The sequence below is a fragment of the Streptomyces sp. NPDC003042 genome (genome assembly GCF_053591315.1).
The window spans coordinates 60,960-86,293 of record NZ_JBSFTP010000006.1 but is presented as its reverse complement, the minus strand read 5'-3'; the positions used below and the strand labels follow the sequence as shown (position 1 = coordinate 86,293).

Sequence of the window (25,334 nt, the reverse complement as noted above, 5' to 3'; positions counted from 1 at the left end):
TTGCGTCGCAGCTGGGCAGATTCCTTCGAATGGCGCACGACACCGTCTCCGCCGCCCCATCTATACATCTCGGGTATACACCGTGTGTATAGTCACGCCCATGTCCATCGGTCACACACTCCTCGGCCTCCTGGAAACCGGTCCGCGCCACGGCTACGACCTCAAGCGCGCCTTCGACGAGACGTTCGGCCACGATCGGCCCCTCGCCTACGGCCAGGTCTACTCGACCATGTCCCGCCTCCTGAAGAACGGCCTCGTCGAGGTCGACGGCATCGAGAGCGGCGGCGGCCCCGACCGCAAGCGGTACGCCATCACCGACGCCGGCGTCACCGACGTCGAGAGCTGGCTCGCCCAGCCCGAGAAGCCCGAGCCGTACCTCCAGTCCACCCTCTACACCAAGGTCGTCCTGGCCCTGCTCACCGGCCGCAGAGCGGACGAGCTGCTGGACACCCAGCGCGCCGAGCACCTGCGCCTCATGCGCGTCCTGACGCGGCGCAAGCGCACGGGCGACCTCGCCGACCAACTCATCTGCGACCACGCCCTGTTCCACCTCGAAGCAGACCTGCGATGGCTCGAACTCGCCGCCGCCCGCCTCGACCAGCTCGCCCAGGAGGTACGCCGATGACCCCGGCCGGATCCCTGCTCACCGCCACGGACCTGCGCAAGGCGTACGGGCCCACCAAGGCCCTCGACGGGGCCGAGTTCTCCATCCACCCCGGCGAGGTCGTCGCCGTCATGGGCCCCTCCGGCTCCGGCAAGTCGACCCTGCTGCACTGCCTCGCCGGCATCGTCCCGCCCGACTCCGGCACCATCACCTACGCCGGCCGCGAGCTGTCCACGATGAACGACAGCCGGCGCAGCGCCCTGCGTCGCAGCGAGTTCGGCTTCGTCTTCCAGTTCGGGCAGCTCGTCCCCGAACTGACCTGCGTGGAGAACGTCGCCCTGCCGCTGCGCCTGACCGGCGTCAAGCGCAAGGAGGCCGAGCGGACCGCCCTGCACTGGATGGAACGGCTCCAGGTCGATGACGTCGGCGCCAAGCGGCCCGGCGAGGTCAGCGGTGGCCAGGGCCAGCGCGTGGCCGTCGCCCGCGCCCTGGTCACGCGGCCCCGGGTGATCTTCGCCGACGAGCCCACCGGCGCCCTCGACTCCCTCAACGGCGAACTGGTGATGCAGCTGCTCACCGAGGCCGCCCGCGCCGCGAACGCCGCCGTCGTCCTCGTCACCCACGAGACCCGCGTGGCCGCGTACTCCGACCGGGAGATCGTCGTACGCGACGGCAAGTCCCGCGACATGGAGCGCGTCGTATGAGCACACCGCGAGTGCGCACCCCGCGGATGAGCACCCCGCGCCTATGGGCCCGCGACCTCGCCATGGGCGCCCGCTTCGCCTTCGGCGGCGGCCGCGAGGGCTGGACCCGCACCGTCCTGACCGGCGTGGGCGTCGGCCTCGGCGTCGCGCTGCTGCTGATCACCACCGGACTCCCCAGCGCCCTCGCCGCCCGCAGCGAACGGGGCGATGCCCGCTCGACGCTGACCGCGCCGACCGCCGAGGCGCCCGGCCGGAACACGCTGCTCATCGCCAGGGCCGACCAGACGTACCACCACCAGGACATCGGGGGCAGCCTCGTCAGGGCCGAGGGACCCGACGCACCGCGTCCGCCGGGCCTGAAGAAGATCCCCGGCCCGGGTGAGATGGCCGTCTCCCCCGCCCTGGCCGAGCTGCTGAAGTCCGCCGACGGCAAGCTGCTGCGCGAACGCCTCGACGGGAAGATCACCGAGGTCGTCGGCGACGCCGGCCTGACCGGTCCCGGCGAGCTGCTCTTCTACGCGGGCCACGGCGAGCTCGCCAAGGGCGGCTCCGAGGACTACCGGGTCCTGCGCGTCACCGGCTTCGCCAACACCCTTCCGGACCAGAGGTTCGACCCGGTCCTCCTGCTCCTGGTGGTGCTGACCTTCGTCGCGCTGCTGATGCCGGTCGCCGTGCTCATCGCCGCCGCCGTCCGCTTCGGCGGAGAGCGGCGCGACCGCCGCCTCGCGGCCCTGCGCCTGGTCGGCGCCGACAGCCGCATGGTCCGCCGGATCGCCGCCGGAGAGGCCCTCGCCGGGTCCCTGGCCGGGCTCGTCCTGGGCGTCGGCTTCTTCTTCGCCGGACGGGAACTGGTCGGCGGTTTCACCTTCAATCAGCGCAGTGTCTTCCCCGCCGACCTCGACCCGACGGTGTGGCTGGCCGCGCTCGTCGCGGTCGCCGTGCCCGCGGCGGCCGTCGTCGTGACCCTGTTCGCGCTGCGCGCGGTCGTCATCGAGCCGCTGGGCGTGGTCCGTACGACCGGGCCGCGCAGGCGCCGCATCTGGTGGCGGCTGCTGCTGCCGCTCGGCGGACTCGCACTGCTCACGCTCGTGCCGGGCCGCGACGACGGGCACGCCAACTTCAACGAGTGGCAGGTCAGCGGTGGTGTGGTGCTGCTGCTGGTCGGTATCACCGCGCTGCTGCCGTGGCTGCTGGAACGATGCGTCGGCGGGATGTCCGGCGGACCGGTCTCCTGGCAGCTGGCCGTCCGCCGCCTCCAGGTCGACAGCGGCGCCGCCGCCCGGCCGGTCAGCGGCATCGCGGTCGCCGTCGCCGGGGCCATCGCCCTGCAGATGGTCTTCGCGGGCGTCGAGACCGAATACACCGAGGACACCGGCATGGACCCGTCCCGGGCCGCCGTCTCGATCCTGCTGCCGAGGGGCGAGGAGGGACGCCTCGACGCACTCGCCCAGCAGCTCTCCGGGACCAAGGGCATCACCAAGACCGTCCCACTGGCCTCGGCGAGGGCCGCCCGCACCGTCCCGGAGGTGGACAACACGATCCAGCTCACCATCGGCACCTGTGAGGCGTTGCGCGAGGTCGCGGTGCTGGACGCGTGCGTGGACGGCGACGCCTTCGTCCTGACCGGCGCGCCCGCGAACAGCCGCGCGAACTACGGCCGCACGGCCGCCCCCGGCGAGAAGCTGTTCGCCGGCCCCGTCCACGACCTCGTCAGCGGCGAGCCGGTCCGCTGGACCGTCCCGGCCGGCGCCCGTACGGTCGCCTCCCGCGAAGACCCGACGGGCTATCTGCGCGACGGCCTGCTGCTGACGCCCTCGACGGCGCCGAAGGGCATGGGCGACTCCCAGTCCGCCCAGGTGTTCGTCCAGCTCGACGAATCGGTGCCCGACGCCCTGGACCGGGCCCGGACGGCCGCCTTCAAGGCGGATCCGTTCGCCACCGCGATGACGCTGAAGTCCACCGTGCGGGAGTCCGGATACTCCGCGATCCGCACCGGGCTGTTCTTCGGCGCGACCGGCGTGCTGATCCTGATCGGCGCGAGCCTGCTGGTCGCGCAGCTGGAGCAGCTGCGCGAGCGCAAGAAGCTGCTGTCCTCCCTGGTCGCCTTCGGCACCAAGCGCTCCACGCTGGGCCTGTCGGTGCTCTGGCAGTCGGCCCTGCCGGTCGGACTGGGCCTGGGCCTGGCCGCGCTGGTGGGAACGGGGCTGGGCGTCGTCCTGCTCCGGATGGCGAGCCGCCCCCTCCGCGTCGACTGGGCCTCGGTCGCCGCGATGACGGGCGTCGGCGCGGGTGTGGTCGTCCTGGTGACCCTGCTCAGCCTGCCGCCGCTGCTGCGCCTGATGCGTCCGGACGGCCTGCGTACGGAGTGAAGTCCCGCGGTGCGCACGTACGTCCGCTCAGTCGGTGGGCCATACCGGGAGCGGGCGTACGGCTTCGCGCAGCGCGGCGGCGATCGCCCGGAACTCCTCCTGGCGGGCGGTTCCGGTGCGCATGGCGAGCGCGATCCGCCGGGAGGGGGCGGGCTCGGCGAAGTACCCGGTGGCCAGGTACTCGTTGCGGGCGGTCTCCAGCCGCAGCGCGGTACGCGGCAACAGCGTCACCCCGAGCCCCCCGGCGACCAGCTGTACGAGGGTGGACAGCCCGGCGGCGGTGGTCGTGACGTCCGCTCCGGCCGTGCGTCCCGCCTCGCGGCAGATGTCGAGGGCCTGGTCACGCAGGCAGTGTCCCTCGTCGAGCAACAGCAGTTGCAGTCCGCGCAGTTCCTCGCGCGGGATGTCGCGCCGCCCGGCCAGCGGGTGCTCCCGGGGCGCCAGCAGGACGAAGTCCTCGTCGAAGACGGGCAGTTCGGTGACCCCCGGCACCCCCAGCGGCACCGCGAGCAGCAGCAGGTCGAGCCGCCCGCCGGCCAGCCCCTCCAGCAGCGAGGCCGTCTGCTCCTCGTGCACCTGGAGGTCCATGCGGGGGTAGCGCCGGTGGAACAGCCCGAGCACGGTCGGCAGCAGGTACGGGGCGACGGTGGGGATCACCCCGAGCCGCAGCACCCCGGTGAAGGGCGCCCGTACGGCCTCGGCCTCCTCCAGCAGCCCGCCCATCGCGTCGAGCACCCCCTGTGCCCGTACGGCGATCCGCTCGCCGGCCGGGGAGAGCAGGACCTTGCGGGTGGTGCGCTCCACCAGCCGCACCCCGAGGGCCTCCTCCAGCGCGGACACGGCCCCGGACAGCGCGGGCTGGCTCATCCCGATGGCCGCCGCGGCGTCGCGGAAGTGCAGATGCTCGGCGACGGCTACGAAGGCGCGCAGCTGCGCCAGCGTCGGCTGCTTCGTTCCCCTACTACCGAGAGCCACTGATAGGTACCTCCGATCACCCGCCACAAGACTAGCTATTTCCTTAATCAATGCAGCTGTGTCAGCATGTGAGATCCGTCCAACCCCCTGGAAAGCCCCCAAAAGGGCCACTTTCCTGTCCGCGAAGGAGAGCACGTGCTCACTGTCGGCGACAAGTTCCCCACCTACGATCTGACCGCCTGCGTCTCGCTCGACGCCGGAAGCGAGTTCGCCCAGATCGACCACAAGTCCTACGAGGGCAAGTGGCGCGTGGTGTTCTTCTGGCCGGCGGACTTCACGTTCGTGTGCCCGACCGAGATCGCCGCCTTCGGCAAGCTGAACGACGAGTTCCTCGACCGCGACGCCCAGATCCTCGGCGTCTCCGGCGACTCCGAGTACGTCCACCACGCCTGGCGCAAGGACCACGCAGACCTGCGTGACCTGCCCTTCCCGATGCTGGCCGACTCCAAGCACGAGCTCATGACGGACTGCGGCATCCAGGGCGCCGACGGCTTCGCCCAGCGCGCCGTGTTCATCGTCGACCCGAACAACGAGATCCAGTTCTCGATGGTGACCGCCGGTTCCGTCGGCCGTAACCCCAAGGAGGTCCTGCGGGTCCTCGACGCCCTGCAGACCGACGAGCTGTGCCCCTGCAACTGGACCAAGGGCGAGAACACCCTCGACGCCGGCGCACTGCTGGCCGGTGAGTGACGGATGTCCCTCGACTCCCTCAAGTCCGCCATACCGGACTTCGCCAAGGACCTGAAGCTGAACCTCGGCTCGGTCATCGGCAACAGCGACCTCCCGCAGCAGCAGCTGTGGGGCACGGTCCTGTCCTGCGCCATCGCCGCCCGCTCCCCGCGCGTGCTGCGTGAGCTGGAGCCGGAGGCGAAGGCGAACCTCTCGCCGGAGGCGTACACGGCCGCCAAGTCCGCGGCCGCGGTCATGGCGATGAACAACGTCTTCTACCGCACGCGCCACCTGCTCTCCGACCCGGAGTACGGCACGCTGCGCGCGGGCCTGCGGATGAACGTCATCGGCAACCCGGGCGTGGAGAAGGTCGACTTCGAGCTGTGGTCGCTCGCGGTCTCCGCCATCAACGGCTGCGGCCAGTGCCTGGACTCGCACGAGCAGGTCCTGCGCAAGGCGGGCGTCGACCGCGAGACGGTCCAGGAGGCCTTCAAGATCGCCTCGGTGATCCAGGCCGTCGCCGTCACCCTCGACGCCGAAGCGGCCCTCGCCGCCGAGTAGTCACGCGTACGAGCCTCCGTGCCCCCGCAGCCTTCCCGGCGGCGGGGGCACGGTCGTTCACTTCCGCAGCCGGGCCATCAGGACGCGCATGTCCTCGATCATCGCCGCCGTGACGGCGTCCTCGTCGGGCTCGGGCTCCCCGTCGTCCGCCCACGTCTGGGCGGTGAGCGTGAAGACCGCCCCGCCGTCGACCACCTGGAGCCGGGGCACCACGATGTGCGGGAAGAACAACGCCCGCTCCCCCAGCCCGGGAACCTGCCGCACCTCGACGAGCGCCCGGCCACCGCCGACATCGAACCCGGGGCCGGCCCCGAACTCCGGCTCGGGGTCGGTCTTCTTGTGCAGTTCGACCAGCAGCTGGGCATGGTAGGAGACCCCGGACGTCTGCGTGTCGAGCTCGCAGTACGACCAGTCGGGGGCGGGACTTTCACCATGAATCGGTCTGCCCGACTCGAACCCCCCGGCCAGCCCGCCGAGTGCCTTCAGCGGCTCCTCCTTGCACAGGTCCTCGGCGTGCCGGTAGGCGATCGGCGGGCCGGCGTCCGCGTAACGTTCCCGCACGACCAGCGCCCCCGCCCACACCGCCGAGGCCAGCACCGCCCCGCCCAGGGCCCACAGCCAGGGCGCACGCGGTCCCCGTAACCGCTCCCCCGGCGCGGGCGGCCGAGCCAACTCGGCCGGGCGGTCCGAGGACCACTCGCCCTCCAGCTCAGGCTCGCTGATCATCCCCGGCCTCCCCCGGCGTCCCACCGACGGCGGTGGCCCCGTGCGGCGCGGGACCGGCCGCGACCGGGGCCGCGGCTCCCTCGTACTGCTCGCGCGAGTACGCCCTCAGGTAGCCGACCGCCGTGTTGGTGACGGCCACCAGGGGTACGGCGACCACCGCGCCGCCGATGCCCGCGATCATCCCGCCCGCGGCCACCGCGAGGACCACCGCGAGCGGGTGGACCCGTACCGCCCGGCCCAGGATGAACGGCTGGAGCACGTGTCCCTCGATCTGCTGCACCGCCAGGACCACGAGCAGCACCATCAGCGCGATGAACGGACCCTGCGTCACCAGGGCCACGACCACCGCGAGGGCGCCGGAGACCACGGCGCCGACGAGCGGGATGAAGGCGAACAGGAAGATGAAGACGGCGAGCGGCACGGCCATCGTCACGTCGAGGAAGTAGAGGCCCAGGCCGATGAAGACGGCGTCGATGAGCGCGACGAGCACCGTGCCGCGCACGTACGCGGTCAGGGTGCGCCAGGCGCGCGGACCGGCGCCCGCGAGTCCGGGGCGGGCGGCCGCGGGGACCAGGCCGAGCACCCAGGTCCAGATGCGCTTGCCGTCGTAGAGCAGGAACAGCGTCGAGAACATCGCGAGCAGCATGCCCGTCATCACCTCGACGAGCACCGTCACGCCTTGCAGTCCGGCAGTGGTGATCTGCTCGGTGTTGGTGCCGATCGTCTCGCTGAGGTTCTTCGCGATGTCGTTGATCTGCTTCTCGGTCACGTGGAACGGACTGTCCAGTGCCCAGCGCTTGAGTTCGTCGATGCCGTCGCGGAGCCGGTCGGAGAGGTCGTCGAGGTTCTCCATGACCTGCCAGACCACGAACCAGCCGGCCAGTCCGATGACGACGAAGCCGAGGAAGGCGGTGACGGCGGTCGCGAGCCCGCGCGGCAGGCCGAGCCGGCGCAGCCGGACCACGAACGGCTGGAGCATCGCGGTGACCAGCAGGGCGGCGGCGAAGGCGAGGACGACCAGGCGTACTTCGCTGATCACCTTCATCAGCACCCAGAGCAGTCCGGCGAGCAGCAGGAGCCGCCAGCTGGCCTCGGCGGCGACCCGCACCCCCCACGGGATCACGGCCACCGGGTCGGGCCGCTCGGGCAGCGCGACGTCCGCGCGCGCGACCGGGGGTAGGGGGCCCCCCGCCTCGGCGGCAGCCACGGTGGAAGGGGGCAGCAGCGGCGGCGGCTCGGAAGCCTCCGCCTCGACCTCGGCACGCCGCTCCTGGAGGCGGGCCTCCATCCGGCTCAGCCTGCTCCCGAGCCGGCCGAGCCAGCCCGCTCTCTTCGCCATGTCGTTCCCTTCCCCCGCCCGCCGTGCCGTGCGCCTCGTACGGTCACACCTCGAAAGACCGTACACGCGAGGAGCCCCGCACCGTAGGACGGTGCGGGGCTCCTCGAGGTTGAGTGGGCCGGCTCTAGTACCAGCCGTTGCCCTGGTGGAAGGTCCAGGCCTCGCACGGGCTGCCGTAGCGCTCGTTCATGTAGCCCAGGCCCCACTTGATCTGGGTGGCCGGGTTGGTGCGCCAGTCGGCTCCGGCCGAGGCCATCTTCGTACCGGGAAGCGCCTGGACCAGACCGTAGGCGCCCGAGGACGAGTTCACGGCCTTGTAGTTCCAGGTGGATTCCGCGTTGATGATGTTGGAGAAGCACTGGAACTGGCTGGCCGGGACCATCTGCTGGGCGATGGCCTTGACCTGCGCGACCGTGTACGAGGACTGCGGTGCGAACGCGTCGGCGTCGCGGGTCGAGGACCGGCTGGCGACCTCGTCCCGCTCCTCGCGCTCCGCCTTGGCCTTCGCGTCGGCTTCGGCCTTCTTCGCCTTGGCGTCCGCGGCGGCCTTCTCGGCCTCGGCCTTCTTGGCCTTGGCGTCCTCGGCGGCCTGGAGGCGGGCGGCCTCCTCCGTCGAGCGCTTGGCGTCGGCGTCGGCGGCGAGCGCGATGGCGTCGGCCTGCTGCGTCAGGGTGCCGCTCTGGACATCGACCTGTTCGCCGACGGGGATGTCCGCGAGGAGCGTCGCGCCGGACGCGGTCGTCTCGAGGTCGTTCGAGGAGGCGTCACCAGTGGCAACGCCTACGACTGCGCCGACGGTGGTGACCGCGGTGGCCGAAGCCACTGCGAACCCCCGGACCGAAATCCGGCTCACACGGTGTCCTTCCAGCAGCGTCCGCAGTGACCGCGCGGGCGCGAGAGTGCCCCTGGACACTGGCCTCCGTGGTGATGCGGTCACTGGAGGCGCGGGCCCGTGGGCAACTCCCTTGCGGGGGCTGCCGCGTGAAACTCGGGCGGCATACGGCCATCGGCTGTGGAGTTGTGGTGCTGCGCGCATCCCACGGGGGATACAGGTGTGCCGTATGCGGGGGCCTGACGGAAACCAGACTCTGCCGGACCTCGACGCCGAAGGGCAATTCTGCGTTGCGTGGGAAAGGTCACACCTGGGATGTCGCGGTTGTTTTCGAAAAAGGCCTGTGCGTCGCGGCGCCGCCCGGCTAGGCTCTGGGCCTTTGCCGGGCGGCGCCAACTCTTCATTCCGCTATGGGGTTTTTGACCCTTTCTGGATTACAGCTGCTCCAGCATCTGCGTGACCAGCGCGGCGATCGGAGAGCGCTCCGAGCGCGTCAGCGTGACGTGGGCGAAGAGCGGATGCCCCTTCAGCTTCTCGACGACGGCCACGACTCCGTCGTACCGGCCGACCCTCAGGTTGTCCCGCTGCGCGACGTCGTGGGTGAGCACGACGCGCGAGTTGGTGCCGATACGGGACAACACGGTCAGCAGGACGTTGCGTTCCAGGGACTGCGCCTCGTCGACGATCACGAAGGCGTCGTGCAGCGAGCGTCCGCGGATGTGCGTCAGCGGCAGGACCTCCAGCATCCCGCGGCCCAGCACCTCCTCGATGACCTCCCGCCCGGCGACCGCCGAGAGGGTGTCGAAGACCGCCTGCGCCCAGGGGCTCATCTTCTCGGACGCGTCCCCGGGCAGATAGCCGAGCTCCTGCCCGCCCACCGCGTACAGCGGCCGGAAGACCATCACCTTCTGATGCTGCCTCCGCTCCAGCACCGACTCCAGGCCCGCGCACAGCGCGAGCGCCGACTTGCCGGTACCGGCCCGGCCGCCCATCGAGATGATCCCGATCTCCGGATCGAGCAGCAGGTCGAGGGCGATGCGCTGCTCGGCGCTGCGGCCGTGCAGCCCGAAGGCCTCGCGGTCACCCCGTACGAGCTTCACGTTGCCGTCGGACGTGACCCGGCCCAGCGCCTTGCCGCGCTCGGACCGCAGGACCAGCCCGGTGTGGACGGGCAGTTCGGCGGCCTCTTCCACGTACAGCCGCTCCTCGGAGTAGAGGAGGTCCACCTGTTCGCCGGAGAGGGAGAGTTCGCTCATGCCGGTCCAGCCGGCATCGGTGATGGCGAGCTCCGCGCGGTACTCCTCCGCGAGCAGCCCCACGGAGGAGGCCTTGATCCGCAGGGGGAGATCCTTCGAGACAACCGTGACGTCGTAGCCCTCGGCCTGGAGGTTGCGGGCGACGGCGAGGATCCGCGAGTCGTTGTCCCCCAGCCGGAAGCCTTGGGGCAGGACACCCGGGTCGGAGTGGTTGAGCTCGACACGCAGGCTCCCGCCCAGATCGCCCAACGGGATGGGTGCGTCGAGGCGACCGTAGCGGACCCGGAAGTCGTCGAGCAGGCGCAGGGCCTGACGCGCGAAGTAGCCGAGTTCGGGATGGTGCCTCTTTGCCTCCAGCTCGGTGATCACCACGATCGGGAGCACGACCTCGTGCTCGTCGAAGCGGGTGATCGCGTTGGGGTCTGCCAGCAGGACGCTGGTGTCGAGGACGTAGGTCCGCCTGTCGGGCAGGCGGCGCTTTGTGCTGGTCACCACGGAAGGACGTACCCCCTCGGAAGAGGTCGGGCCATGAAGACCGGACCGGTCAACGGCGCCAATGCAAGGGCCGCTTTCCGGCCCTCCAATCCGTCCGTGCGAACCGCACGCGCGTCCTGGTGCAAAGGGCCTCCCGGGCGGACGGCCCTGTGCCGTCCGCTGAGACTCGACACCCGTGGATCGGACGTCGACCTGCTAGGGGTATGCCCTCGAACAAGCGCCGCCATGCCATGGCATATGACGGACGCTCGGTGAACCCCTGGTGAAGGCCTCGCGAGGGGGGACGGCGGGGGCGTGGGGGCGAATACGGCCCCCGGGGGCTCAGGTTCCGTACCGCCGGTGACGGGCGGCGTAGTCGCGCAGCGCGCGCAGGAAGTCGACCTTGCGGAAGGCCGGCCAGAAGACCTCGCAGAAGTAGTACTCCGAGTGGGCGCTCTGCCACAGCATGAATCCGGACAGGCGCTGCTCGCCGCTGGTGCGGATCACGAGGTCCGGGTCGGGCTGGCCGCGCGTGTAGAGGTGCTCCGCGATGTGGTCGATGTCCAGGACCTCGGCGAGCTCCTCGAAGGAGGTGCCCTTCTCGGCGTGTTCCAGGAGCAGCGAGCGGACCGCGTCCGCGATCTCCTGCCGGCCGCCGTACCCGACGGCGACGTTGACCAGTATCCCCTCGACGTCGTGCGTGGCCTGTTCGGCCTCCTTCAGCACGGACTGGGTCCGGCCGGGCAGGATGTCCAGGTTCCCGACGTGGTGGACGCGCCAGCGGCCGTCGGCGGCGAGGCCGCGGACGGTGTTCTCGATGATGTTGAGCAGCGGGCGGAGCTCGACCTCCGGCCGGTCGAGGTTGTCCGTGGAGAGCATCCACAGGGTGACGACCTCGACGTCCGTCTCGGTGCACCAGCCCAGCATCTCGGAGATCTTGTCGGCTCCGGCCTGATGGCCCTGCTCCGTCGTACCTCCGGACGCCTTGGCCCAGCGCCTGTTTCCGTCCAGGATGACGCCGATGTGCTTGGGCGCCGCGTCATGGTCGAGGCGGCCTTCCACCCGGCGTGCATAGAGCCTGTACACCAGGTCGCGCAGCTTCACGATCTTCCAGCCCCTCCGTGCAAAGCCCCCGTGCGAATTGCGGTCCTCCCCCGAGGCCGCCACATTACTGCGCGGCGGGATCGGGTACCCAACTCGGTCCGTCACACGTACGTGATAGGGAGGACATCGTGACTGATAACAATCCCTATCGGGCAGACCCCTCGCGCTACGACTCCATGGAGTACCGGCGCACCGGCCACAGCGGCCTGAGGCTCCCCGCCGTCTCCCTCGGCCTGTGGCACAACTTCGGTGACGACACGGCGCTGGAGTCCCAGCGTGCCATCCTGCGCCGGGCCTTCGACCTCGGCGTCACCCACTTCGACCTGGCCAACAACTACGGCCCGCCGCCCGGCTCGGCCGAGCTCAACTTCGGCAAGGTCTTCGCCCAGGACTTCGCGGCCCACCGCGAGGAGCTGGTCCTCTCCACCAAGGCCGGCTACCTGATGCACCCCGGCCCGTACGGCGAGTGGGGCAGCCGCAAATACCTGCTCGGCTCGCTCGACGCCTCGCTGAAGCGGATGGGAGTGGACTACGTCGACATCTTCTACTCGCACCGCTTCGACCCGGACACCCCGCTGGAGGAGACCATGGGCGCGCTCGCGTCCGCGGTGCGGCAGGGCAAGGCGCTGTACGTCGGCGTGTCCTCGTACACGGCCGAGCAGACGGCCGAGGCGGCGCGGATCCTCGTCGACATGGGGGTGCGGCCGCTGATCCACCAGCCCTCGTACTCCATGATCAACCGCTGGACGGAAGAGGACAGCCTGCTGGACACACTGGAGGAGGCCGGCATGGGCTGCATCTCCTTCGTGCCGCTCGCCCAGGGGCTGCTGACCGGCAAGTACCTCCAGGGCATCCCGGCGGGCTCGCGGGCCACGCAGGGCAAGTCCCTGAGCCCCGACCTGCTCTCGGAGGAGGTCGTCCGCCGCCTGAACGGGCTGAACGAGATCGCCGCGCGGCGCGGGCAGTCGCTGGCGCAGCTGGCGCTGCAGTGGGTGCTGCGGGACGACCGGATGACGTCGGCGCTGATCGGCGCGTCGAGCGTGAAGCAGCTGGAAGAGAATGTGGCCGCGCTGTCCGGTGCGCCGCTGTCGGAGCAGGAACTGAAGGAGATCGATTCCTTCGCGGTCTCCACCCCCGGCACCAACATCTGGGCCCAGCGGGGCTGACCTGCGCGTTCCCCCCTGTGGCGGCGGAAACAAAAAACGGGCCGGTCCGTGGGGGGGATACGGACCGGCCCGAGGGGGGGGTTCCACCATAACCCTTCGTAAAGCGTGCTGCGTGCAACACCGCGCGATGATTACGCTCCGAATCCACCGAGCAGCAATCCGGTGAGCGTTCCGGCGGCCATGAAGGGCCCGAAGGCGAATCCGGTCCTCGATGTCGCCCGGCCCCGCAACACAAGGGCCAGACCGTATACGGCCCCGTAGAGGAACCCCAGGAACGCCCCCGCCATCCATACCCCCCACCCGTACCACCCAAGAGCGACGCCGAGGGGCAGCGCCAGCTTGACGTCGCCGCGCGCCAGGCCGGCGGGGTTGATCAGGTGCAGGAGCAGGTACGAGGCCCAGAGCGCTCCCCCGCCCAGCAGCGCCAGCCGCCAGGACCCGGCGGAGCCGGGGAGCAGGGCGGCCGCGCCGAGGAGGGCGGCGGCGGCGGCGCCGAGCGGGAGGGTCAGGACGTCGGGCAGCCGGTGCACGGCGAGGTCGACGAGGGAGAGCAGGACGAGCACCGGGGTGAGGACGACGAAGACCACTGCCTCGGGGCGGGGGCCGACGGCTGCGCCCAGGGCCGTTGTCGCGGCGGCGGTGACGGCGGCGGCGAGCGCGGGCCGGGGGCCGTAGGTGGGGCCCCGCCCCGGGCAGCGGGCGGGGCCGAGCCAGCCGGCGAGGGGGTGACCGTCGGGGCAGCGGCCTTGCCAGGGGTCCTCCGGCGGTACGGAGAGCCGGTACGCGGGGCGGGGCAGCAGCAGGCCGGCGGCGATGCCGTACGCGGCCGCGAGGGTGATCAGGACCAGGCTCATCCGGTGACGGTAGGCGCGGGCGGGCGGTGGCGGGATGGGCCCGGGGGCCCAAGCCCTGGCCGGGCGGGGGTGCGGGTGGGGGCCGGTGCCGGTGCCGGGGCGGGGTGTCGTCCCCGGCCCCGGCCCTAGGGTGGCCGCCATGAGGCAGTGGCGCGATGGGCCGGGGATCCTGCGGGTGGGCGGGTTGGTGGTGGCATTGGAGGTGGCCGCCTCGTATCGGGCGCGGACGCGGGGGCTGCTCGGGCGGGACGGGATCGAGGGCGCGATGCTGCTGACCCCCGCGGCGAGCGTGCACACGTTTCGTATGGGGTTCGCCATCGATGTCGCCTACCTGGACCGCGGCTTGCGGGTGCTGGATGTCGTGACGATGGTCCCGGGGAGGCTCGGCCGCCCGCGGCTGCGGGCGCGGCACGTGCTGGAGGCCGAGGCCGGGGCGATGGAGCGGTGGGGGCTGCGCGCCGGAAGCCGGGTGGACATCCTCTAGGTCGTGGGGCCCCTGGGCGGTAGGTTGGGGCGGTTGAGCTGGGGTGTGTGTCAGGGGAGCGGCATGACGGAGAACGCGCGCATCAAGGCGCTGGAGCAGATCATGCCGGCGACGCATGGAGCCGACGAGGACATCGACTGGCAGGCGGCGGAGGCCGTCTGGGGGACGAGGTTCCCGGCCGACTTCGTCGCGTTCATGGGGCGCTTCGGCGCGGGGTCCATCAACGGCGAGGCCAGCATCCTGCTGCCGCTGCCCAAGCCGGGGCTCCAGTGGGACCCGGCGGAGATGGCCGAGGAGACCGCCAATGCCCGCCAGGCGTGGGTGGCCGGGGGTGGCCGGGCCGCCTTCGACGTGGATCCGGAGTCGATCATCGCCTGGGGTGTCGCCGGCGGGTCCGACATCCTGTGCTGGCTCACCTCCGATCCCGACCCGGAGCGCTGGCCGGTCCTGGTGGTCGGACGGCACACCGCCGATTCCTTCGCGGTGCATCCGTACGGCATGGCCGAATTCCTGCTGCTGCTGTGTTCCGACGAGTTCGACGTGAACCCCGTGAGCATCACCTTCTGGGACGGCGACCACCTCAGCTTCGTGCACTGGCGCAAGGCGCAGCGGCGTTGGCAGGAGGGCCGGAACCCCGAGACGGGCGAGCCCGACCCTTACGCGGGCGAGTTGGCCGACTAACGCGCCTCCGAGCCCTACAGCCCGTTTCCCGGCAGGAAACGGGCTTTTCGGCATGTCTACGCGCGTCCGGCTTGTTGATCACATATCGGAAAACACCAGCCGGAAAGGCCGCAGTTGGAGCATTGAACACAACTGCCGCCCCAATGGCACCAATCGCCCTGTCGTCAGGAGAGAATTCCGGCCAACGTACCCAAAAACAGGGAAGTCACTCGTGCGACGAAGAATGTTCGGCGCGGCCGCCACGGCGGTCGTGTTCGGTCTGCTGGTACCGCTGTCCGGCTGCGGGAGTCCCGCGGGCGACGACGGTGACGGCACCACGCTGCGCCTGGTCGCCGCCGAATACGGCGACAGTTCGGCCAACAGTTCCAAGGCCTTCTGGGACAAGGCGACGGCCGATTTCACCGCCTCCCACCCCGGCATCAAGGTCGAGGTGCAGCTCCTCCCGTGGGCCGACATCGACCGCGAGGTCTCCCGTATGGTCAAGGCCGGCAACGCGCCGGACATGGCGCTCATGGGCTCCTATTCGGATTTCGCGGCGCAGGGCAAGCTCTATTCCGCCGACGAGCTGCTCTCGGTCACCGCGGAGGCGAACTTCCTCCAGCCCCTCGCCGAGGCCGGTTCAGTCGGCAGCACCCTCTACGGCCTGCCCTTCGTGGCGAGCAGCCGCCTCCTCTTCTACAACCAGGCCCTGTTCACCAAGGCCGGTGTCTCCGCCGCGCCCAAGACCTGGTCGGATCTGAAGGCCGCCGCCAAGGCGCTGAAGGACAAGGGTGTGAAGTACCCCTACGCCATGCCGCTGGGCCCGGAGGAGGCGCACGCGGAGGCGATGATCTGGGAGCTCAGCAACGGCGGCGGCTACGTCGACAGCAGCGGCAACCTCAGCCTGGCGTCGGAGCAGAACGTCTATACGTTCCGCTGGATCAGGGAGAACCTGGTCACGCCGGGCCTGCTCGGCCCGACGCCGCCGTCGCAGCTCAACCGCGCCGACGCCTTCTCCGCCTTCCTGCGCGGCGAGGTCGGCATGCTCAACGGCTATCCCTCGCTCTTGCACGAGGCGCGTGCCAAGGGCATCACCGTGGAAGCCGTGTCGATGCCGGTCTCGGACAGCCTCGGCCGCGAGGAGACGCCGCCGACCGTGGGCGTCGCCGACTGGATGATGGCGTTCAAGCAGAACGGCAAGCGCGAGCAGATCGGCACGTTCCTGGAGTTCGTCTACCAGGACAAGACCCTGTCGGACTTCGCGGGCCGCTACCACCTGCTGCCTTCGACGGTCTCCGCCTCCCGCACTCCCGCGGGCGGCGGACTCGACAGTACCGACGTGCAGTTCCTGACCGCCCTGCGCGGCGCCCAGCTGTACCCGGTGAACAACCCGTCCTGGGTGACGGTCAGCGACACCATCAAGCGGAACATCGGCCGCGCCGTGGATCCTTCCGGCGACCCCAAGTCCGTCCTGGAGGACATCGCCACGAAGGCGACCGAGGCCGGCAAGAAGAAGAAGAACTGAAGGACCCCTCGACACGGGACCTTCGCCTCCCTGCCGCACCCCATCCCGTGCGGCAGTATGGCTGTGACGGCACTTGATCCGAGGCCGCCGGCCCAGTCGCCCGCCGAGCACTCACGAGGTGCACGGGGCGGCCGGCCTCCTCCCTCCCGCTCTCCGCCCGGCCCCGGCCCCGGCCCCGGCCCGCCCTCAGCGTTGGCCGTTCTTCGCGGAGAACGCCGTGCGGTACTCCGCGCAGCTGGAATCCCAGCGCAGGGTGCCCGTGAGCGTCCCGAAGCCCGAGCGTGTAACCGACCATTCCACCGTGTACTCACCGGTGTCACATGTGATCCGCTTGGCGCCCGCGACCTGGTGACGCCCCGTCGCCGGCTGACCGGCCAGTTCCTCGCGCACCTCCGCCACCTTCGCGCGCTTCGCGTCGCGCAGCACCGCGTGCAGGGCGACCGGGTGCTTGCCCTCCTTGGTGGTCAGGGCCTTCTTGACCAGCGTCGAATCGGACACCGACCAGGCGAACTCGTACGAGGGCAGCCACGCCAGCGTCTTGGGGTCGGGGACCTCGCGCTCCCACTCCTGGGCGCCCTCGGGACCGGGCCGGGTGACCGTCTTGTACTGCACCCCCGGGTGGAAGCGGAACTGCGCCTCCACCTTGTGCTGGTCGTCCTTGGTCCACATCGACTTCATGGCCTTCTCGCCGCCGGCCGGATCCTGGAGGTACGCCGTCGCGGGCGCGGCGGTGGCGGCCCCCTGGACGAGGGCGGGAAGGAGGGCCGCGGCGGCGGCGAGGGCGAGGGCTGCGGTACGGGTGGGCTTCATGCCCGGCCCAACGGGCCCCCGCGGCGGGCCGGAACGACGCCGGGCGCGCGTTCACCCGTACGGAGCGGGCAGCCGACGCACACCTGACGAACTCCCCGCCGCGCCAGGAATATGACCCGACCGCACCTGCTTGGCTGTGCTTCGGACGACGGAAACGATCCGTCGTACGGCCATGGGGGATGACATGAGCGTGACGGTGGACGGCACGGTGGCGGCGGGCTGGGAGTCGGTCCGGGAGGAGTTCGAGGCCTTCGTGGCGGCCGAGCCGAACCCGCCCGAGGCGCAGCTCGCGGTACGTCACCACGGGCGGACCGTGGTGGACCTGTGGGGCGGGGAGGACACCGACGGCGACACCCTGAGCGGGGTCTACTCGATCACCAAGGGCGCCGCGCACCTGGTGGTGGCGCTGCTCGTGCAGGACGGCGTACTGGACCTGGAGCGTCCGGTGACGGCGTACTGGCCGGAGTTCACCGGGGACGGCAAGGAGCGGCTGACGGTACGGCAGCTGATCGCGCACGGGTCCGGGCTGATCAACTCGGACCAGGGGTTCTCCTACGAGGAGATGGCGGACGACGCCTTCATCGCGGCCCGCCTGGCCACGCAGAAGCCGTACTGGGAGCCCGGCACGGCGTACGGCTACCACGCCTTCGTGATCGGCGCGCTGACCGGCGAGCTGGTGCGGCGGGTGACGGGCAGGTCGCTCCAGGAGGTCTATGAGGAGCGCGTACGGGCGCCGTACGGGCTGGACCTCTACATGGGGCTGCCGACCGCGCACGAGGCCCGGTGGAAGCCGGTCCTGGAGATGCTGCCGACGCCGGGGCAGGCGGCGGCCCTGGCCGCGCTCGGGGCGCCGTCCGGCCTGATGAAGATCGCCTTCAACGCCCACCGGGAACCCCCGATGGACCTCGTCACGTACGCCAACCACCCCATGGTGCGGGCCCTGGGGCCCGCCTCGGCGGGCGGCATCGGCACGGCGCGCGGTGTGGCGGCCCTGTACGCGGCGGCCATCGGCGAGCGGGGCGGCCGGGCCGCGCTGCTGAAGCCGGACACGGCGGCCGAGTTCGCCCGGCTGCACACCCCCGGCCAGGACCTGGTCACCCCGGACAAGGACCACTTCGGGCTGGGCTTCGAGCAGCAGCACGCGGTGGGCCCGCAGGCCTTCGGCCACTCCGGGGCGGCGGGCGGCCTGGGCTTCGCCGACCCGGTCACGGGGATCGCGTACGGGTACACGCGCCGCCGTTTCGGCTTCCCGGGCGGCCAGGCACCGGAGAACGGGCGCCTGACGGCGGCGGTGCTGAAGGTGGCGCGGGCTCTGGACCGGCCCCTGGGCGGGCCCGTGGAGCGGTAGTCAGGCCTGGCCGGTCTCGAAGCGGCTGACGCGGCCGTCCGGGGTGACGTCGAAGCGCCAGGCGGTGCGCATCTCGCCCCAGGTGTCGTTGCGGTAGTCGACGACCAGGGCGCGGCCGCCGTCGGACTCGGAGACGACCGCCATCTGTCCGCCGGAGGAGAAGATCTCCTTGTCCGCCCACTGGCCGAGGTCACGGTCGGAGCCGTCGTCGGACATGGTCGCGTCGGGGGTGAGGACCGCCATGAAGGCGTCCTGGTCCCCGGCGTTGACGGCGGTGACGAAGGCGCGGACGGCGGGGTCGGTCAGCTGGGCCGGGTCGATCACGGAAGCCTCCTGGTCGGGCGTACGTCGGCTGCGCGTACGGGGCCGCGCGCGACCAGGGAACACCGCGGGCGGGTCCGGGGCCCCGACCCTCACCCGTTCGCCGCCGGTCGGCGTGTCAGGGGAGCCGGGGGCCGCGGACCCGCCCGCGCGTCCGCGTTGCTAGTGGGCGAGTGAATCCCGCTGCACCGGGGCGGACTTGGCGGCCTCGGCCGGACCCGGACCCGGACCGGCGTCCGCGCCGGGACCCGCGCCCCGCAGCGGGACCTCCTTGACGAACCAGGCGGCCGCGAAGCCCAGTACGGCGATCACCGCGCCCAGCAGGAACGCCGAGTGCGTACCGGCGGCCACCGCGTGCTGGTACGCGTCGCGCACCGCCTCCGGCAGCTTGGCCAGGCTCGCCGCGTCCAGCTGGGCGGAGCCCGCGGCGGTGGCGGCCTCCGGGCCCAGCCGGTCGGCCATGGTGTCGGTGACCCGGGTGGTGAAGAGCGAGCCCATCAGGGCCACGCCGAAGGAGCCGCCGAGCGTACGGAAGAGGGTGGCCGAGGAGGAGGCGACACCCATGTCCTTCATCTCGACGCTGTTCTGCGCGACCAGCATGGTGATCTGCATCAGGAAGCCGAGACCGGCGCCGAGGACGGCCATGTAGACGCCGGAGACCAGGCGCGAGGTGCCGGTGTCCATCGTCGCGAGCAGGAACATCCCGACGACCATGCAGGCGCCGCCGACGATCGGGAAGACCTTGTACTTGCCGCTGTTGGTGGTGACCCGGCCCGCGATGAGCGAGACGACCATCATCGAGAGCAGCATGGGCAGGAGCAGCAGCCCGGAGTTGGTGGCGGAGGCGCCCTGCACCGACTGCTGGAACAGCGGCAGGTAGAGCACGCCGCCGAACATGGCGAAGCCGACGAGGAAGCCGATCACCGACATGAGGGTGAAGTTGCGGCTGCGGAAGATGTGCAGCGGCAGGACCGGCTCGGCGGCCTTGGTCTCGGCGTAGAGGAAGGCGGCGAAGGCCAGCAGGCCGACGGCGCCCAGGCCGATGATCTCGCCGGAGCCCCAGGCGTACTCGGTGCCGCCCCAGGTCGTGACCAGCACGGTCGAGGTGATGGCGAGGGTCAGCAGGCCCGCACCCCAGTAGTCGATCTTCCCCTGCGCCTTCTTCTTGGGCAGGTGGAGCACGGCGGTGACCATCGCCAGCGCCACGGCGCCGAGCGGGAGGTTGATGTAGAAGGACCAGCGCCATCCCATGTGATCGGTGATGGTGCCGCCGACCAGGGGCCCGCCGATCATGGCGAGCGCCATCACACCGGCCATCATGCCCTGGTACTTGCCGCGCTCACGGGGCGGTATCAGGTCGCCGATGATCGCCATGACGCCGACGATCAGACCGCCGGCGCCCAGGCCCTGGACGGCCCGGAAGCCGATCAGCTGGCCCATGTCCTGGGCCATGCCGCTGAGGGCGGAGCCGATGAGGAAGATGACGATCGAAGTGAGGAAGGAGCCCTTCCGCCCGTACATGTCGCCGATCTTTCCCCAGATGGGGGTCGAGGCGGCGGTGGCGAGGGTGTAGGCGGTGACCACCCAGGAGAGGTGTTCCAGACCGCCGAGCTCACCGACGATGGTGGGCATCGCGGTGCCGATGATCATGTTGTCCAGCATGGCCAGCAGCATCGCGATCATGAGCGCCATGAGGACGACGCGCAGGCTGCGCGGCTTCACCTCCCGGGAGGTCCCGGCCGCTTCGACTGCCTCACTCATGTCCACTCCACTTACTTGCCGCCCGGCTAGTTACTATCATGGGGAAGTTAGTCCCGTAACTAGCCGGTCGTCAAGTAAGTACGTGTAGGGAGCAACATGCCCAGCAGCGGTCCGCAGCAGCGGCGCGGCAACACGCGCCAGCGCATCCAGGACATCGCGCTGGAGCTGTTCGCCGAACAGGGATACGAGAAGACGTCGCTGCGCGAGATCGCGGAGCGGCTGGAGGTCACGAAGGCGGCGCTGTACTACCACTTCAAGACCAAGGAAGACATCATCATCAGCGTCTTCGACGACGTGACGCGCCCGATCGACGAGCTGATCGAGTGGGCGCAGGAGCAGCCGCCGACGCTGGAGATGAAGCGGGAAGTACTGCGGCGCTACAGCGAGGCCATGGCGGCGGGCGCGCAGCTGTACCGCTTCATGCAGGAGAACCAGGCGACCATGCGGGAGCTGACCATCGGCGAGACGGTCAAGCGCCGGCTCTTCACGCTGGTGGAACTGCTGCGCACGGAGGAGGGCCCACTGACGGACCAGGTCCGCTGCGTGAGCGCCCTCTTCACGCTGCACGCGGGGATGATGTTCCTCCAGCACGTGGAGGGCGACCCGGAGGAGACCCGCCAGGCGGCCCTGGAGGTCGCGACGGACCTCATCACCCAGGCCCACCACGGGGCATAACGCACCGACGGCCCACCGGTCAGCCCGTCAGATACCCGGCGGCACCGCCCCGCGGCAGGCTCGCCCAGGTCCGCGTCCCCCCACCGGGCTCCCGCGACTCCCCGAACCCCCACGCCCCGCCGCACTCCCGCACCACCGCCCCCATCACCCGCAGCGCGGCCCGCCGCCGGGCCTCGCAGTGCGCGGCGAGGCGGGGGTGGGCGTGGGCGGCGTGCCCGTCGTAGGCGATCAGCCGGAGGGAGTCGTCCCGGTAGCGGAGGGAGAGGTACAGGCTCCGCCCGGGATCGAGCTGCCAGGCGGCGGCCATGAGCTCCCCGGTCACCTGCACGGCGGCGTCCGCGAGCGGGTCGAGCCGGTACACGTGCAGCACGGACCGTACGGCGTTCCGCGCGATCTGCGCGCTGTACGGGGCCCCGGGCACGGTGAAGCTGCAACTCAGCGACTCGGGCGACGGCGGCCCGTCCCCCGCCGGAGCGGGCGGGGACACCGGGCAGGAGGTGGAGGGGGCGGGCATCGCGTACTCCCTGGCGTGACGTGGCTGGTGGGCTGACGTGACTGCGGTGAGCTCGGCGCGCACGGGTGGCTGACGCGGACGGGGAGCGTGGCTCGTCGCCGAGGCCGGAGGCATGCTGCGGCGATGCACTTCAACTGCCCTGCGTGAGCGGTGCGTTACCCACTGTAGCGCGATGGTGCACATTTTTACACCAGTACGTGAAAATATGGGCTCGCTGGCCGCCCAGAGGCCCAACAGGGCAGACTGCGAGCGGCAACCAGAGGGAGGACGCATGGGATCCAGACCAGCCCCGACGGAACGGCAGCGCCGACTGGGAGCAGAGCTACGGCGGATGCGACTGTCCGCCGACCTCTCCGCAGAGAAGGTGGCCGGACTGCTCGGCATCGACCGGCCACGCCTCTCACAGATCGAGCAGGGCTTCCGGACCATCGGCGCCGACCGGCTACGGACCCTGGCCTGCAACTGCGACTGCGCAGACGAGGCGTACATCGACGCCCTCGTCGCGATGTCCCAGCCCAACCAACGCGGGTGGTGGGACCGTTACCGGGGCTCCCTGCCTGCCGGTCTGCTCGACATCGCCGAGCTGGAGGCGCACTCACCCCACCTGCGGACCGCGCTGACGGTTCACGTTCCCGGGCTGCTCCAGACCTCCGACCACGCGCTGGCCATCTTCCGCGTCGCTGTTCCGCCCCTTCCGGAGCACGAGGTCGCGTTGCGGCTGGCGTTCCGTATCGAACGTCAGCAGATACTCGACTCCGCCGAGCCTGCCCGGTACACGGGAATCGTGCACGAAGCCGCCCTGCGCATGCAGTTCGGCGGAGCGCAGGTGGCGAAGGCGCAGCTGGAACACCTGCTGCGCAAGTCCGAACAGGACAACATCACCGTCCTCGCCATCCCGTTCGGCGCGGGCGCCTTCCCGGGATCGGGACAGACCCTGGCCTACGCCGAGGGACCTGTCTCCCAGCTGGACACCGTCCAGGTCGACAGCACGCACGGTCCCGAATACCTGCACGGTGAGGCACAGTTGGCCAAGTACCGGGCGCACCTGGACTGGATGCAGAAGATCGCGCTGTCCCCACAAGGGACACGGGACCTCATCCACTCCATTGCGCAGGACCTCTGAGGGAGCAACGATGCCGGACATCTCCTGGGAAGACCCGTACTGCGCCGAAGGCAGCGCCTGCTACAGAATCGGGGTGGACGGGGACGGCAACAGCTACATCGCCATCGCGGGCGCGGAGGCCACGTACCTCACGGACAGCACGGCCGCGCTACGCCAGCTCATCCTGGACATCAAGGCCGGCAAGGCGGACCACCTGCTGACGGACTAGCTCAGGCCGGTGGCCACCGACTGGAGCCACGCGCCGTACGAGTAGGGCGCCGGCGGCTCGACCTCCATGCCGAGTTCCGCAGCCGCGAGGGCGTAGTCCGACTCACCGAGGGGCAGAGCGAGCAGTTCGTGGAGCTCCCCGACCAGCCGCGCCACGAGCTGCGGGTCGGTGGTGGCGGCGTAGTCCTGCACGGCGGCGTCGTGGTCGGGGAACTCGTCGGTGATGTCCTGCGAGAACCAGCCGCCGAGCAGCTGCGCAGTCTCGGGGAAGCGGGCGTGCCACTCCCAGTGGGTGGCCGGGGTCGCGGGCGCGGGGACCGCGCCGTCCTCGACGCTCTGCTTGAGGTGGTCGGCGAGGACGAGGAGCCAGTCCTGGATCGCGGACTCCGGCAGCCCCGTGTCGGGGACCGCGTAGAACTCACCGAGGCTCAGCCGAAGGCGGCCCGGGGGCGTACGGCTGTACTCGCGCAGCTGGCGCTCCGCCTCGGCGATGGCCCACGGCCGGGTGTGCCAGGTGTGGCGCAGGTACGCGTCCAGGGCCGCGCTGCGCTTCTCGGCGGTGTCGTCGGCGGACTGGCCGAGGTAGGCGCGCATCACCTGGTCCAGCTCGCCGTAGCGGCGGTCGTGTTCGAGGGGCTTCATGGACACGGTGGCGGGCCTCTAGAGGTAGATCGGGACGGAGGTCTGCACGACGAAGCCGTGGGGGCTGGCCGGCTCCCGGCGCAGGACCACGCGGGCGGAACGTACGTCGACGGGCTCTCGCCCGGCGAGCGCCATGGCCTGAAGAAGCACCCGCCCGACGGGCTCCTCCCGCGACGGCCACGCAGCCTCGACGGCCAGGCGCGCGCGGGTGCCCTGGGCGAGCCAGCGGTGGATGACCTGCTCGTTGGCGGTCACGACCTGCTGGGTGGCCCAGTGGGCGGTTTCCCGGTCGGGGTAGGTGGCGGATCTGGTGAGCATGGGGCCATTCTCTCGCGGTGGGTCAGTAGTCGGCGGCGAAGGTCCAGAAGAGACCGACCTCGGTGTCGGAGACCGCGACGAGTCCGATGTCCTCCGGGTAGATGGACATCTGGTGCCAGCTCCGGAAAGTGGAGCTGTAGTCGGGATGCCTGTTGTCGTAGGCCTGGGCGACATTGGTGCGGAAGGTGGCCTGAAGCCCGTAGCGGGACAGCAGGGTGTGGGTCACCGCGAGCAGCTCGTCCAGGCTCTCTGCGAATCCCTTCAGCGCCTTCGGCAACATGCACCCGTCGGCCGTCATGGCGATCAGCTGTTCGGCAGCGGCGTCCCGGTCGATTTCGTAGAGGCGCTCCGCGAGCATGTCCGGGGTCGGGGGCAGGAACGGACAGGCGGGCTGCCGGCCCGATTCCTCCGGCAGGTTCCCTCCCTCGCCCTCCCACTCGATGATGCTGTCATCCAGGGTGAGCCAGCCCCGTGGGTCGGGGACCGCACGGTTCATGACGTCGAGCACGTCTAGCCGCCAGTCCTCGTGCCGGCGGGGGCCGGTGGCGATGTAGGCGAAGTTGGAGCCGTACAGGTGCTGTACGGCGGTTTCCCAGGCGGCCTGTTCCACGGACATGCACGAAAGCCTTCTGCGGATGACCTGCTCGTTGGCGGTCACGACCTGCTGGGTGGCCCAGTGGGCGGTTTCCCGGTTGGGGTACGTGGCGGATCGGGTGAGCATGGGGCCATTCTCTCGCGGTGGGTCAGTAGTCGGCGAAGGTCCAGAAGACGCCGACCTCGGTGTCGGAGACGACGACGAGCCCGTTGTCGTCCGAGTAGACGGACATCGCGTGCCGGCCCAGGCTAGAGGAGGAGTAATCCGGGTTCCGGTTGTCGTACGCCAGGGTGACGTTGGTGAGGCAGGTGAACTGCGGGCCGAATCGGGCGAGGACGGTGCGCGCCATCTCCAGGAGCTCGTCCAGACCTTCCGCGAAGGACCGAAGTCCCCTCGGCAGCCAGCAGCTGTCGTCGGTCATCGCGACCAGCTGGTGTGCGGCGGCCTCTGGGTCGATCTCGTAGAGCTGCTCGGCAAGCTGTTCCAGGCTGGGAGGCAGGAACGGGTACGAGGACCCTTCCGCCGGTCCACCGCCCTCCGGGGCCAGGTGGTCATCCAAGACCAGCCATCCCCGGGCGTCGGGCACGGCCCGGTTCATCACGGCCAGGACATCGAGCCGCCAGTCTGAATGCTCGCGGGCCCCGGTGGCCATGTACGCGAACGAGTTGTCGTGCAGGTGGTGCAGCGCGGCTTCCCACGCGGCCTGTTCCACAGACAT

At 70.7% G+C, this 25,334-nt stretch carries 28 protein-coding genes; 13 read left to right on the top strand and 15 right to left on the bottom strand.

The window, feature by feature from the left end; translation table 11 throughout:
- Window positions 1-100: 100 nt before the first annotated feature.
- The 3 genes from ACWDYJ_RS05330 to ACWDYJ_RS05320 are packed head-to-tail and all read left to right on the top strand — an operon-like array spanning window position 101 to window position 3,677.
- Window positions 101-625: a PadR family transcriptional regulator gene (locus tag ACWDYJ_RS05330; RefSeq protein ID WP_451564126.1), complete on the top strand. Its 525-nt coding sequence runs from the start codon at window positions 101-103 to the stop codon at window positions 623-625.
- A complete protein-coding gene (locus ACWDYJ_RS05325) occupies window positions 622-1,308 on the top strand; it encodes an ABC transporter ATP-binding protein (protein ID WP_451564125.1) in 687 nt (228 codons plus the stop codon). The genes ACWDYJ_RS05330 and ACWDYJ_RS05325 overlap by 4 nt, the downstream gene beginning before the upstream one ends.
- Window positions 1,305-3,677, top strand: a complete 2,373-nt coding sequence (locus tag ACWDYJ_RS05320; RefSeq protein ID WP_451564124.1) for an ABC transporter permease — start codon at window positions 1,305-1,307, stop codon at window positions 3,675-3,677. Before ACWDYJ_RS05325 ends, ACWDYJ_RS05320 begins: the two co-directional genes overlap by 4 nt.
- Window positions 3,678-3,704: 27 nt before the next feature.
- Here the strand turns inward: ACWDYJ_RS05320 and ACWDYJ_RS05315 are convergent, their stop codons facing one another.
- Window positions 3,705-4,652, bottom strand: coding sequence for a hydrogen peroxide-inducible genes activator (locus tag ACWDYJ_RS05315; RefSeq protein WP_451564123.1), 948 nt, complete (start codon window positions 4,650-4,652; stop codon window positions 3,705-3,707).
- Window positions 4,653-4,787: 135 nt separating this feature from the next.
- On the opposite strand from ACWDYJ_RS05315, the gene ACWDYJ_RS05310 reads away from it, so the two are divergent.
- Both ACWDYJ_RS05310 and ACWDYJ_RS05305 read left to right on the top strand, forming a co-directional pair.
- Window positions 4,788-5,342 (top strand): peroxiredoxin, encoded by a 555-nt coding sequence (locus ACWDYJ_RS05310; protein ID WP_451564122.1) that lies wholly within the window; start codon window positions 4,788-4,790, stop codon window positions 5,340-5,342.
- A gap of 3 nt (window positions 5,343-5,345) precedes the next feature.
- A complete protein-coding gene (locus tag ACWDYJ_RS05305; protein WP_451564121.1) occupies window positions 5,346-5,882 on the top strand; it encodes an alkyl hydroperoxide reductase in 537 nt (178 codons plus the stop codon).
- A gap of 57 nt (window positions 5,883-5,939) precedes the next feature.
- Here ACWDYJ_RS05305 and ACWDYJ_RS05300 read toward each other — a convergent pair whose 3' ends face one another.
- The 5 genes from ACWDYJ_RS05300 to ACWDYJ_RS05280 form a co-directional block, all read right to left on the bottom strand.
- The gene (locus tag ACWDYJ_RS05300; RefSeq protein ID WP_451564120.1) at window positions 5,940-6,608 is read right to left on the bottom strand and encodes a hypothetical protein; all 669 of its coding nucleotides are present in this window, start codon (window positions 6,606-6,608) and stop codon (window positions 5,940-5,942) included.
- The gene (locus ACWDYJ_RS05295; RefSeq protein WP_451564119.1) at window positions 6,592-7,947 is read right to left on the bottom strand and encodes an AI-2E family transporter; all 1,356 of its coding nucleotides are present in this window, start codon (window positions 7,945-7,947) and stop codon (window positions 6,592-6,594) included. The genes ACWDYJ_RS05300 and ACWDYJ_RS05295 overlap by 17 nt, the downstream gene beginning before the upstream one ends.
- A gap of 124 nt (window positions 7,948-8,071) precedes the next feature.
- Window positions 8,072-8,800 carry an aggregation-promoting factor C-terminal-like domain-containing protein gene (locus tag ACWDYJ_RS05290; protein ID WP_451564118.1) on the bottom strand — a complete coding sequence of 243 codons (729 nt, stop codon included), beginning with the start codon at window positions 8,798-8,800 and terminating at the stop codon, window positions 8,072-8,074.
- A 413-nt stretch (window positions 8,801-9,213) separates the two neighbouring features.
- Window positions 9,214-10,530: a PhoH family protein gene (locus tag ACWDYJ_RS05285; RefSeq protein WP_451564117.1), complete on the bottom strand. Its 1,317-nt coding sequence runs from the start codon at window positions 10,528-10,530 to the stop codon at window positions 9,214-9,216.
- Between the two features lie 321 nt (window positions 10,531-10,851).
- Window positions 10,852-11,613 carry an isoprenyl transferase gene (locus tag ACWDYJ_RS05280; RefSeq protein WP_451564116.1) on the bottom strand — a complete coding sequence of 254 codons (762 nt, stop codon included), beginning with the start codon at window positions 11,611-11,613 and terminating at the stop codon, window positions 10,852-10,854.
- 128 nt (window positions 11,614-11,741) lie between these two features.
- Here ACWDYJ_RS05280 and mgrA point away from each other — a divergent pair, with 128 nt between their 5' ends.
- Window positions 11,742-12,779: an L-glyceraldehyde 3-phosphate reductase gene (gene mgrA, locus ACWDYJ_RS05275; RefSeq protein ID WP_451564115.1), complete on the top strand. Its 1,038-nt coding sequence runs from the start codon at window positions 11,742-11,744 to the stop codon at window positions 12,777-12,779.
- A gap of 131 nt (window positions 12,780-12,910) precedes the next feature.
- Here mgrA and ACWDYJ_RS05270 read toward each other — a convergent pair whose 3' ends face one another.
- Window positions 12,911-13,633: a prepilin peptidase gene (locus tag ACWDYJ_RS05270; protein WP_451564114.1), complete on the bottom strand. Its 723-nt coding sequence runs from the start codon at window positions 13,631-13,633 to the stop codon at window positions 12,911-12,913.
- Between the two features lie 139 nt (window positions 13,634-13,772).
- Between ACWDYJ_RS05270 and ACWDYJ_RS05265 the strand changes: the two genes are divergently transcribed.
- The 3 genes from ACWDYJ_RS05265 (at window position 13,773) to ACWDYJ_RS05255 (ending at window position 16,302) form a co-directional block, all read left to right on the top strand.
- Complete coding sequence (locus ACWDYJ_RS05265) at window positions 13,773-14,117, top strand: DUF192 domain-containing protein (RefSeq protein WP_451564113.1); 345 nt, start codon at window positions 13,773-13,775, stop codon at window positions 14,115-14,117.
- Between the two features lie 63 nt (window positions 14,118-14,180).
- On the top strand, window positions 14,181-14,798 hold the full coding sequence (locus ACWDYJ_RS05260) for an SMI1/KNR4 family protein (RefSeq protein WP_451564112.1): 618 nt from the start codon (window positions 14,181-14,183) through the stop codon (window positions 14,796-14,798).
- Between the two features lie 211 nt (window positions 14,799-15,009).
- Complete coding sequence (locus ACWDYJ_RS05255) at window positions 15,010-16,302, top strand: extracellular solute-binding protein (protein ID WP_451564111.1); 1,293 nt, start codon at window positions 15,010-15,012, stop codon at window positions 16,300-16,302.
- 186 nt (window positions 16,303-16,488) lie between these two features.
- Here ACWDYJ_RS05255 and ACWDYJ_RS05250 read toward each other — a convergent pair whose 3' ends face one another.
- Complete coding sequence (locus ACWDYJ_RS05250) at window positions 16,489-17,112, bottom strand: hypothetical protein (protein WP_451564110.1); 624 nt, start codon at window positions 17,110-17,112, stop codon at window positions 16,489-16,491.
- Between the two features lie 184 nt (window positions 17,113-17,296).
- On the opposite strand from ACWDYJ_RS05250, the gene ACWDYJ_RS05245 reads away from it, so the two are divergent.
- Complete coding sequence (locus ACWDYJ_RS05245) at window positions 17,297-18,460, top strand: serine hydrolase domain-containing protein (RefSeq protein ID WP_451564109.1); 1,164 nt, start codon at window positions 17,297-17,299, stop codon at window positions 18,458-18,460.
- On the opposite strand, the gene ACWDYJ_RS05240 is transcribed toward ACWDYJ_RS05245, so the two are convergent.
- Together ACWDYJ_RS05240 and ACWDYJ_RS05235 are read right to left on the bottom strand one after the other, a co-directional pair.
- Window positions 18,461-18,784: a nuclear transport factor 2 family protein gene (locus ACWDYJ_RS05240; protein ID WP_451564108.1), complete on the bottom strand. Its 324-nt coding sequence runs from the start codon at window positions 18,782-18,784 to the stop codon at window positions 18,461-18,463.
- Window positions 18,785-18,943: 159 nt separating this feature from the next.
- On the bottom strand, window positions 18,944-20,542 hold the full coding sequence (locus ACWDYJ_RS05235; RefSeq protein ID WP_451564107.1) for an MDR family MFS transporter: 1,599 nt from the start codon (window positions 20,540-20,542) through the stop codon (window positions 18,944-18,946).
- A 96-nt stretch (window positions 20,543-20,638) separates the two neighbouring features.
- Between ACWDYJ_RS05235 and ACWDYJ_RS05230 the strand changes: the two genes are divergently transcribed.
- Window positions 20,639-21,217 (top strand): TetR/AcrR family transcriptional regulator, encoded by a 579-nt coding sequence (locus tag ACWDYJ_RS05230; protein ID WP_451564106.1) that lies wholly within the window; start codon window positions 20,639-20,641, stop codon window positions 21,215-21,217.
- A 19-nt stretch (window positions 21,218-21,236) separates the two neighbouring features.
- On the opposite strand, the gene ACWDYJ_RS05225 is transcribed toward ACWDYJ_RS05230, so the two are convergent.
- Window positions 21,237-21,731, bottom strand: a complete 495-nt coding sequence (locus tag ACWDYJ_RS05225; RefSeq protein WP_451564105.1) for an ATP-binding protein — start codon at window positions 21,729-21,731, stop codon at window positions 21,237-21,239.
- A gap of 271 nt (window positions 21,732-22,002) precedes the next feature.
- On the opposite strand from ACWDYJ_RS05225, the gene ACWDYJ_RS05220 reads away from it, so the two are divergent.
- Complete coding sequence (locus tag ACWDYJ_RS05220; protein ID WP_451564104.1) at window positions 22,003-22,854, top strand: helix-turn-helix domain-containing protein; 852 nt, start codon at window positions 22,003-22,005, stop codon at window positions 22,852-22,854.
- Between the two features lie 10 nt (window positions 22,855-22,864).
- Window positions 22,865-23,062, top strand: a complete 198-nt coding sequence (locus ACWDYJ_RS05215; protein WP_451564103.1) for a hypothetical protein — start codon at window positions 22,865-22,867, stop codon at window positions 23,060-23,062.
- On the opposite strand, the gene ACWDYJ_RS05210 is transcribed toward ACWDYJ_RS05215, so the two are convergent.
- From ACWDYJ_RS05210 to ACWDYJ_RS05195, 4 genes are read right to left on the bottom strand one after another with little or no spacing between them, the layout of a single operon-like run.
- The gene (locus tag ACWDYJ_RS05210; RefSeq protein ID WP_451564102.1) at window positions 23,059-23,709 is read right to left on the bottom strand and encodes a contact-dependent growth inhibition system immunity protein; all 651 of its coding nucleotides are present in this window, start codon (window positions 23,707-23,709) and stop codon (window positions 23,059-23,061) included. The genes ACWDYJ_RS05215 and ACWDYJ_RS05210 overlap by 4 nt on opposite strands.
- A 12-nt stretch (window positions 23,710-23,721) precedes the next feature.
- Window positions 23,722-24,021 (bottom strand): RNase A-like domain-containing protein, encoded by a 300-nt coding sequence (locus ACWDYJ_RS05205; RefSeq protein ID WP_451564101.1) that lies wholly within the window; start codon window positions 24,019-24,021, stop codon window positions 23,722-23,724.
- Between the two features lie 22 nt (window positions 24,022-24,043).
- Window positions 24,044-24,742 carry a hypothetical protein gene (locus ACWDYJ_RS05200; RefSeq protein WP_451564100.1) on the bottom strand — a complete coding sequence of 233 codons (699 nt, stop codon included), beginning with the start codon at window positions 24,740-24,742 and terminating at the stop codon, window positions 24,044-24,046.
- 22 nt (window positions 24,743-24,764) lie between these two features.
- Window positions 24,765-25,334 carry a hypothetical protein gene (locus ACWDYJ_RS05195; RefSeq protein ID WP_451564099.1) on the bottom strand — a complete coding sequence of 190 codons (570 nt, stop codon included), beginning with the start codon at window positions 25,332-25,334 and terminating at the stop codon, window positions 24,765-24,767.

What these genes read in the sequence shown, in the direction of transcription:
- ACWDYJ_RS05265 (WP_451564113.1), top strand. Translation starts at nt 13,773, where the DNA reads ATGAGGCAGTGGCGCGATGGGCCGGGGATCCTGCGGGTGGGCGGGTTG.
- ACWDYJ_RS05205 (WP_451564101.1), bottom strand. Translation starts at nt 24,021, where the DNA reads ATGCTCACCAGATCCGCCACCTACCCCGACCGGGAAACCGCCCACTGG.
- ACWDYJ_RS05250 (WP_451564110.1), bottom strand. Translation starts at nt 17,112, where the DNA reads ATGAAGCCCACCCGTACCGCAGCCCTCGCCCTCGCCGCCGCCGCGGCC.
- ACWDYJ_RS05330 (WP_451564126.1), top strand. Translation starts at nt 101, where the DNA reads ATGTCCATCGGTCACACACTCCTCGGCCTCCTGGAAACCGGTCCGCGC.
- ACWDYJ_RS05305 (WP_451564121.1), top strand. Translation starts at nt 5,346, where the DNA reads ATGTCCCTCGACTCCCTCAAGTCCGCCATACCGGACTTCGCCAAGGAC.
- ACWDYJ_RS05225 (WP_451564105.1), bottom strand. Translation starts at nt 21,731, where the DNA reads ATGCCCGCCCCCTCCACCTCCTGCCCGGTGTCCCCGCCCGCTCCGGCG.
- ACWDYJ_RS05220 (WP_451564104.1), top strand. Translation starts at nt 22,003, where the DNA reads ATGGGATCCAGACCAGCCCCGACGGAACGGCAGCGCCGACTGGGAGCA.
- ACWDYJ_RS05260 (WP_451564112.1), top strand. Translation starts at nt 14,181, where the DNA reads ATGACGGAGAACGCGCGCATCAAGGCGCTGGAGCAGATCATGCCGGCG.
- ACWDYJ_RS05235 (WP_451564107.1), bottom strand. Translation starts at nt 20,542, where the DNA reads ATGAGTGAGGCAGTCGAAGCGGCCGGGACCTCCCGGGAGGTGAAGCCG.
- ACWDYJ_RS05325 (WP_451564125.1), top strand. Translation starts at nt 622, where the DNA reads ATGACCCCGGCCGGATCCCTGCTCACCGCCACGGACCTGCGCAAGGCG.
- ACWDYJ_RS05230 (WP_451564106.1), top strand. Translation starts at nt 20,639, where the DNA reads ATGCCCAGCAGCGGTCCGCAGCAGCGGCGCGGCAACACGCGCCAGCGC.
- ACWDYJ_RS05300 (WP_451564120.1), bottom strand. Translation starts at nt 6,608, where the DNA reads ATGATCAGCGAGCCTGAGCTGGAGGGCGAGTGGTCCTCGGACCGCCCG.
- ACWDYJ_RS05195 (WP_451564099.1), bottom strand. Translation starts at nt 25,334, where the DNA reads ATGTCTGTGGAACAGGCCGCGTGGGAAGCCGCGCTGCACCACCTGCAC.
- ACWDYJ_RS05245 (WP_451564109.1), top strand. Translation starts at nt 17,297, where the DNA reads ATGAGCGTGACGGTGGACGGCACGGTGGCGGCGGGCTGGGAGTCGGTC.
- ACWDYJ_RS05295 (WP_451564119.1), bottom strand. Translation starts at nt 7,947, where the DNA reads ATGGCGAAGAGAGCGGGCTGGCTCGGCCGGCTCGGGAGCAGGCTGAGC.
- ACWDYJ_RS05200 (WP_451564100.1), bottom strand. Translation starts at nt 24,742, where the DNA reads ATGCTCACCCGATCCGCCACGTACCCCAACCGGGAAACCGCCCACTGG.
- ACWDYJ_RS05270 (WP_451564114.1), bottom strand. Translation starts at nt 13,633, where the DNA reads ATGAGCCTGGTCCTGATCACCCTCGCGGCCGCGTACGGCATCGCCGCC.
- ACWDYJ_RS05320 (WP_451564124.1), top strand. Translation starts at nt 1,305, where the DNA reads ATGAGCACACCGCGAGTGCGCACCCCGCGGATGAGCACCCCGCGCCTA.
- ACWDYJ_RS05215 (WP_451564103.1), top strand. Translation starts at nt 22,865, where the DNA reads ATGCCGGACATCTCCTGGGAAGACCCGTACTGCGCCGAAGGCAGCGCC.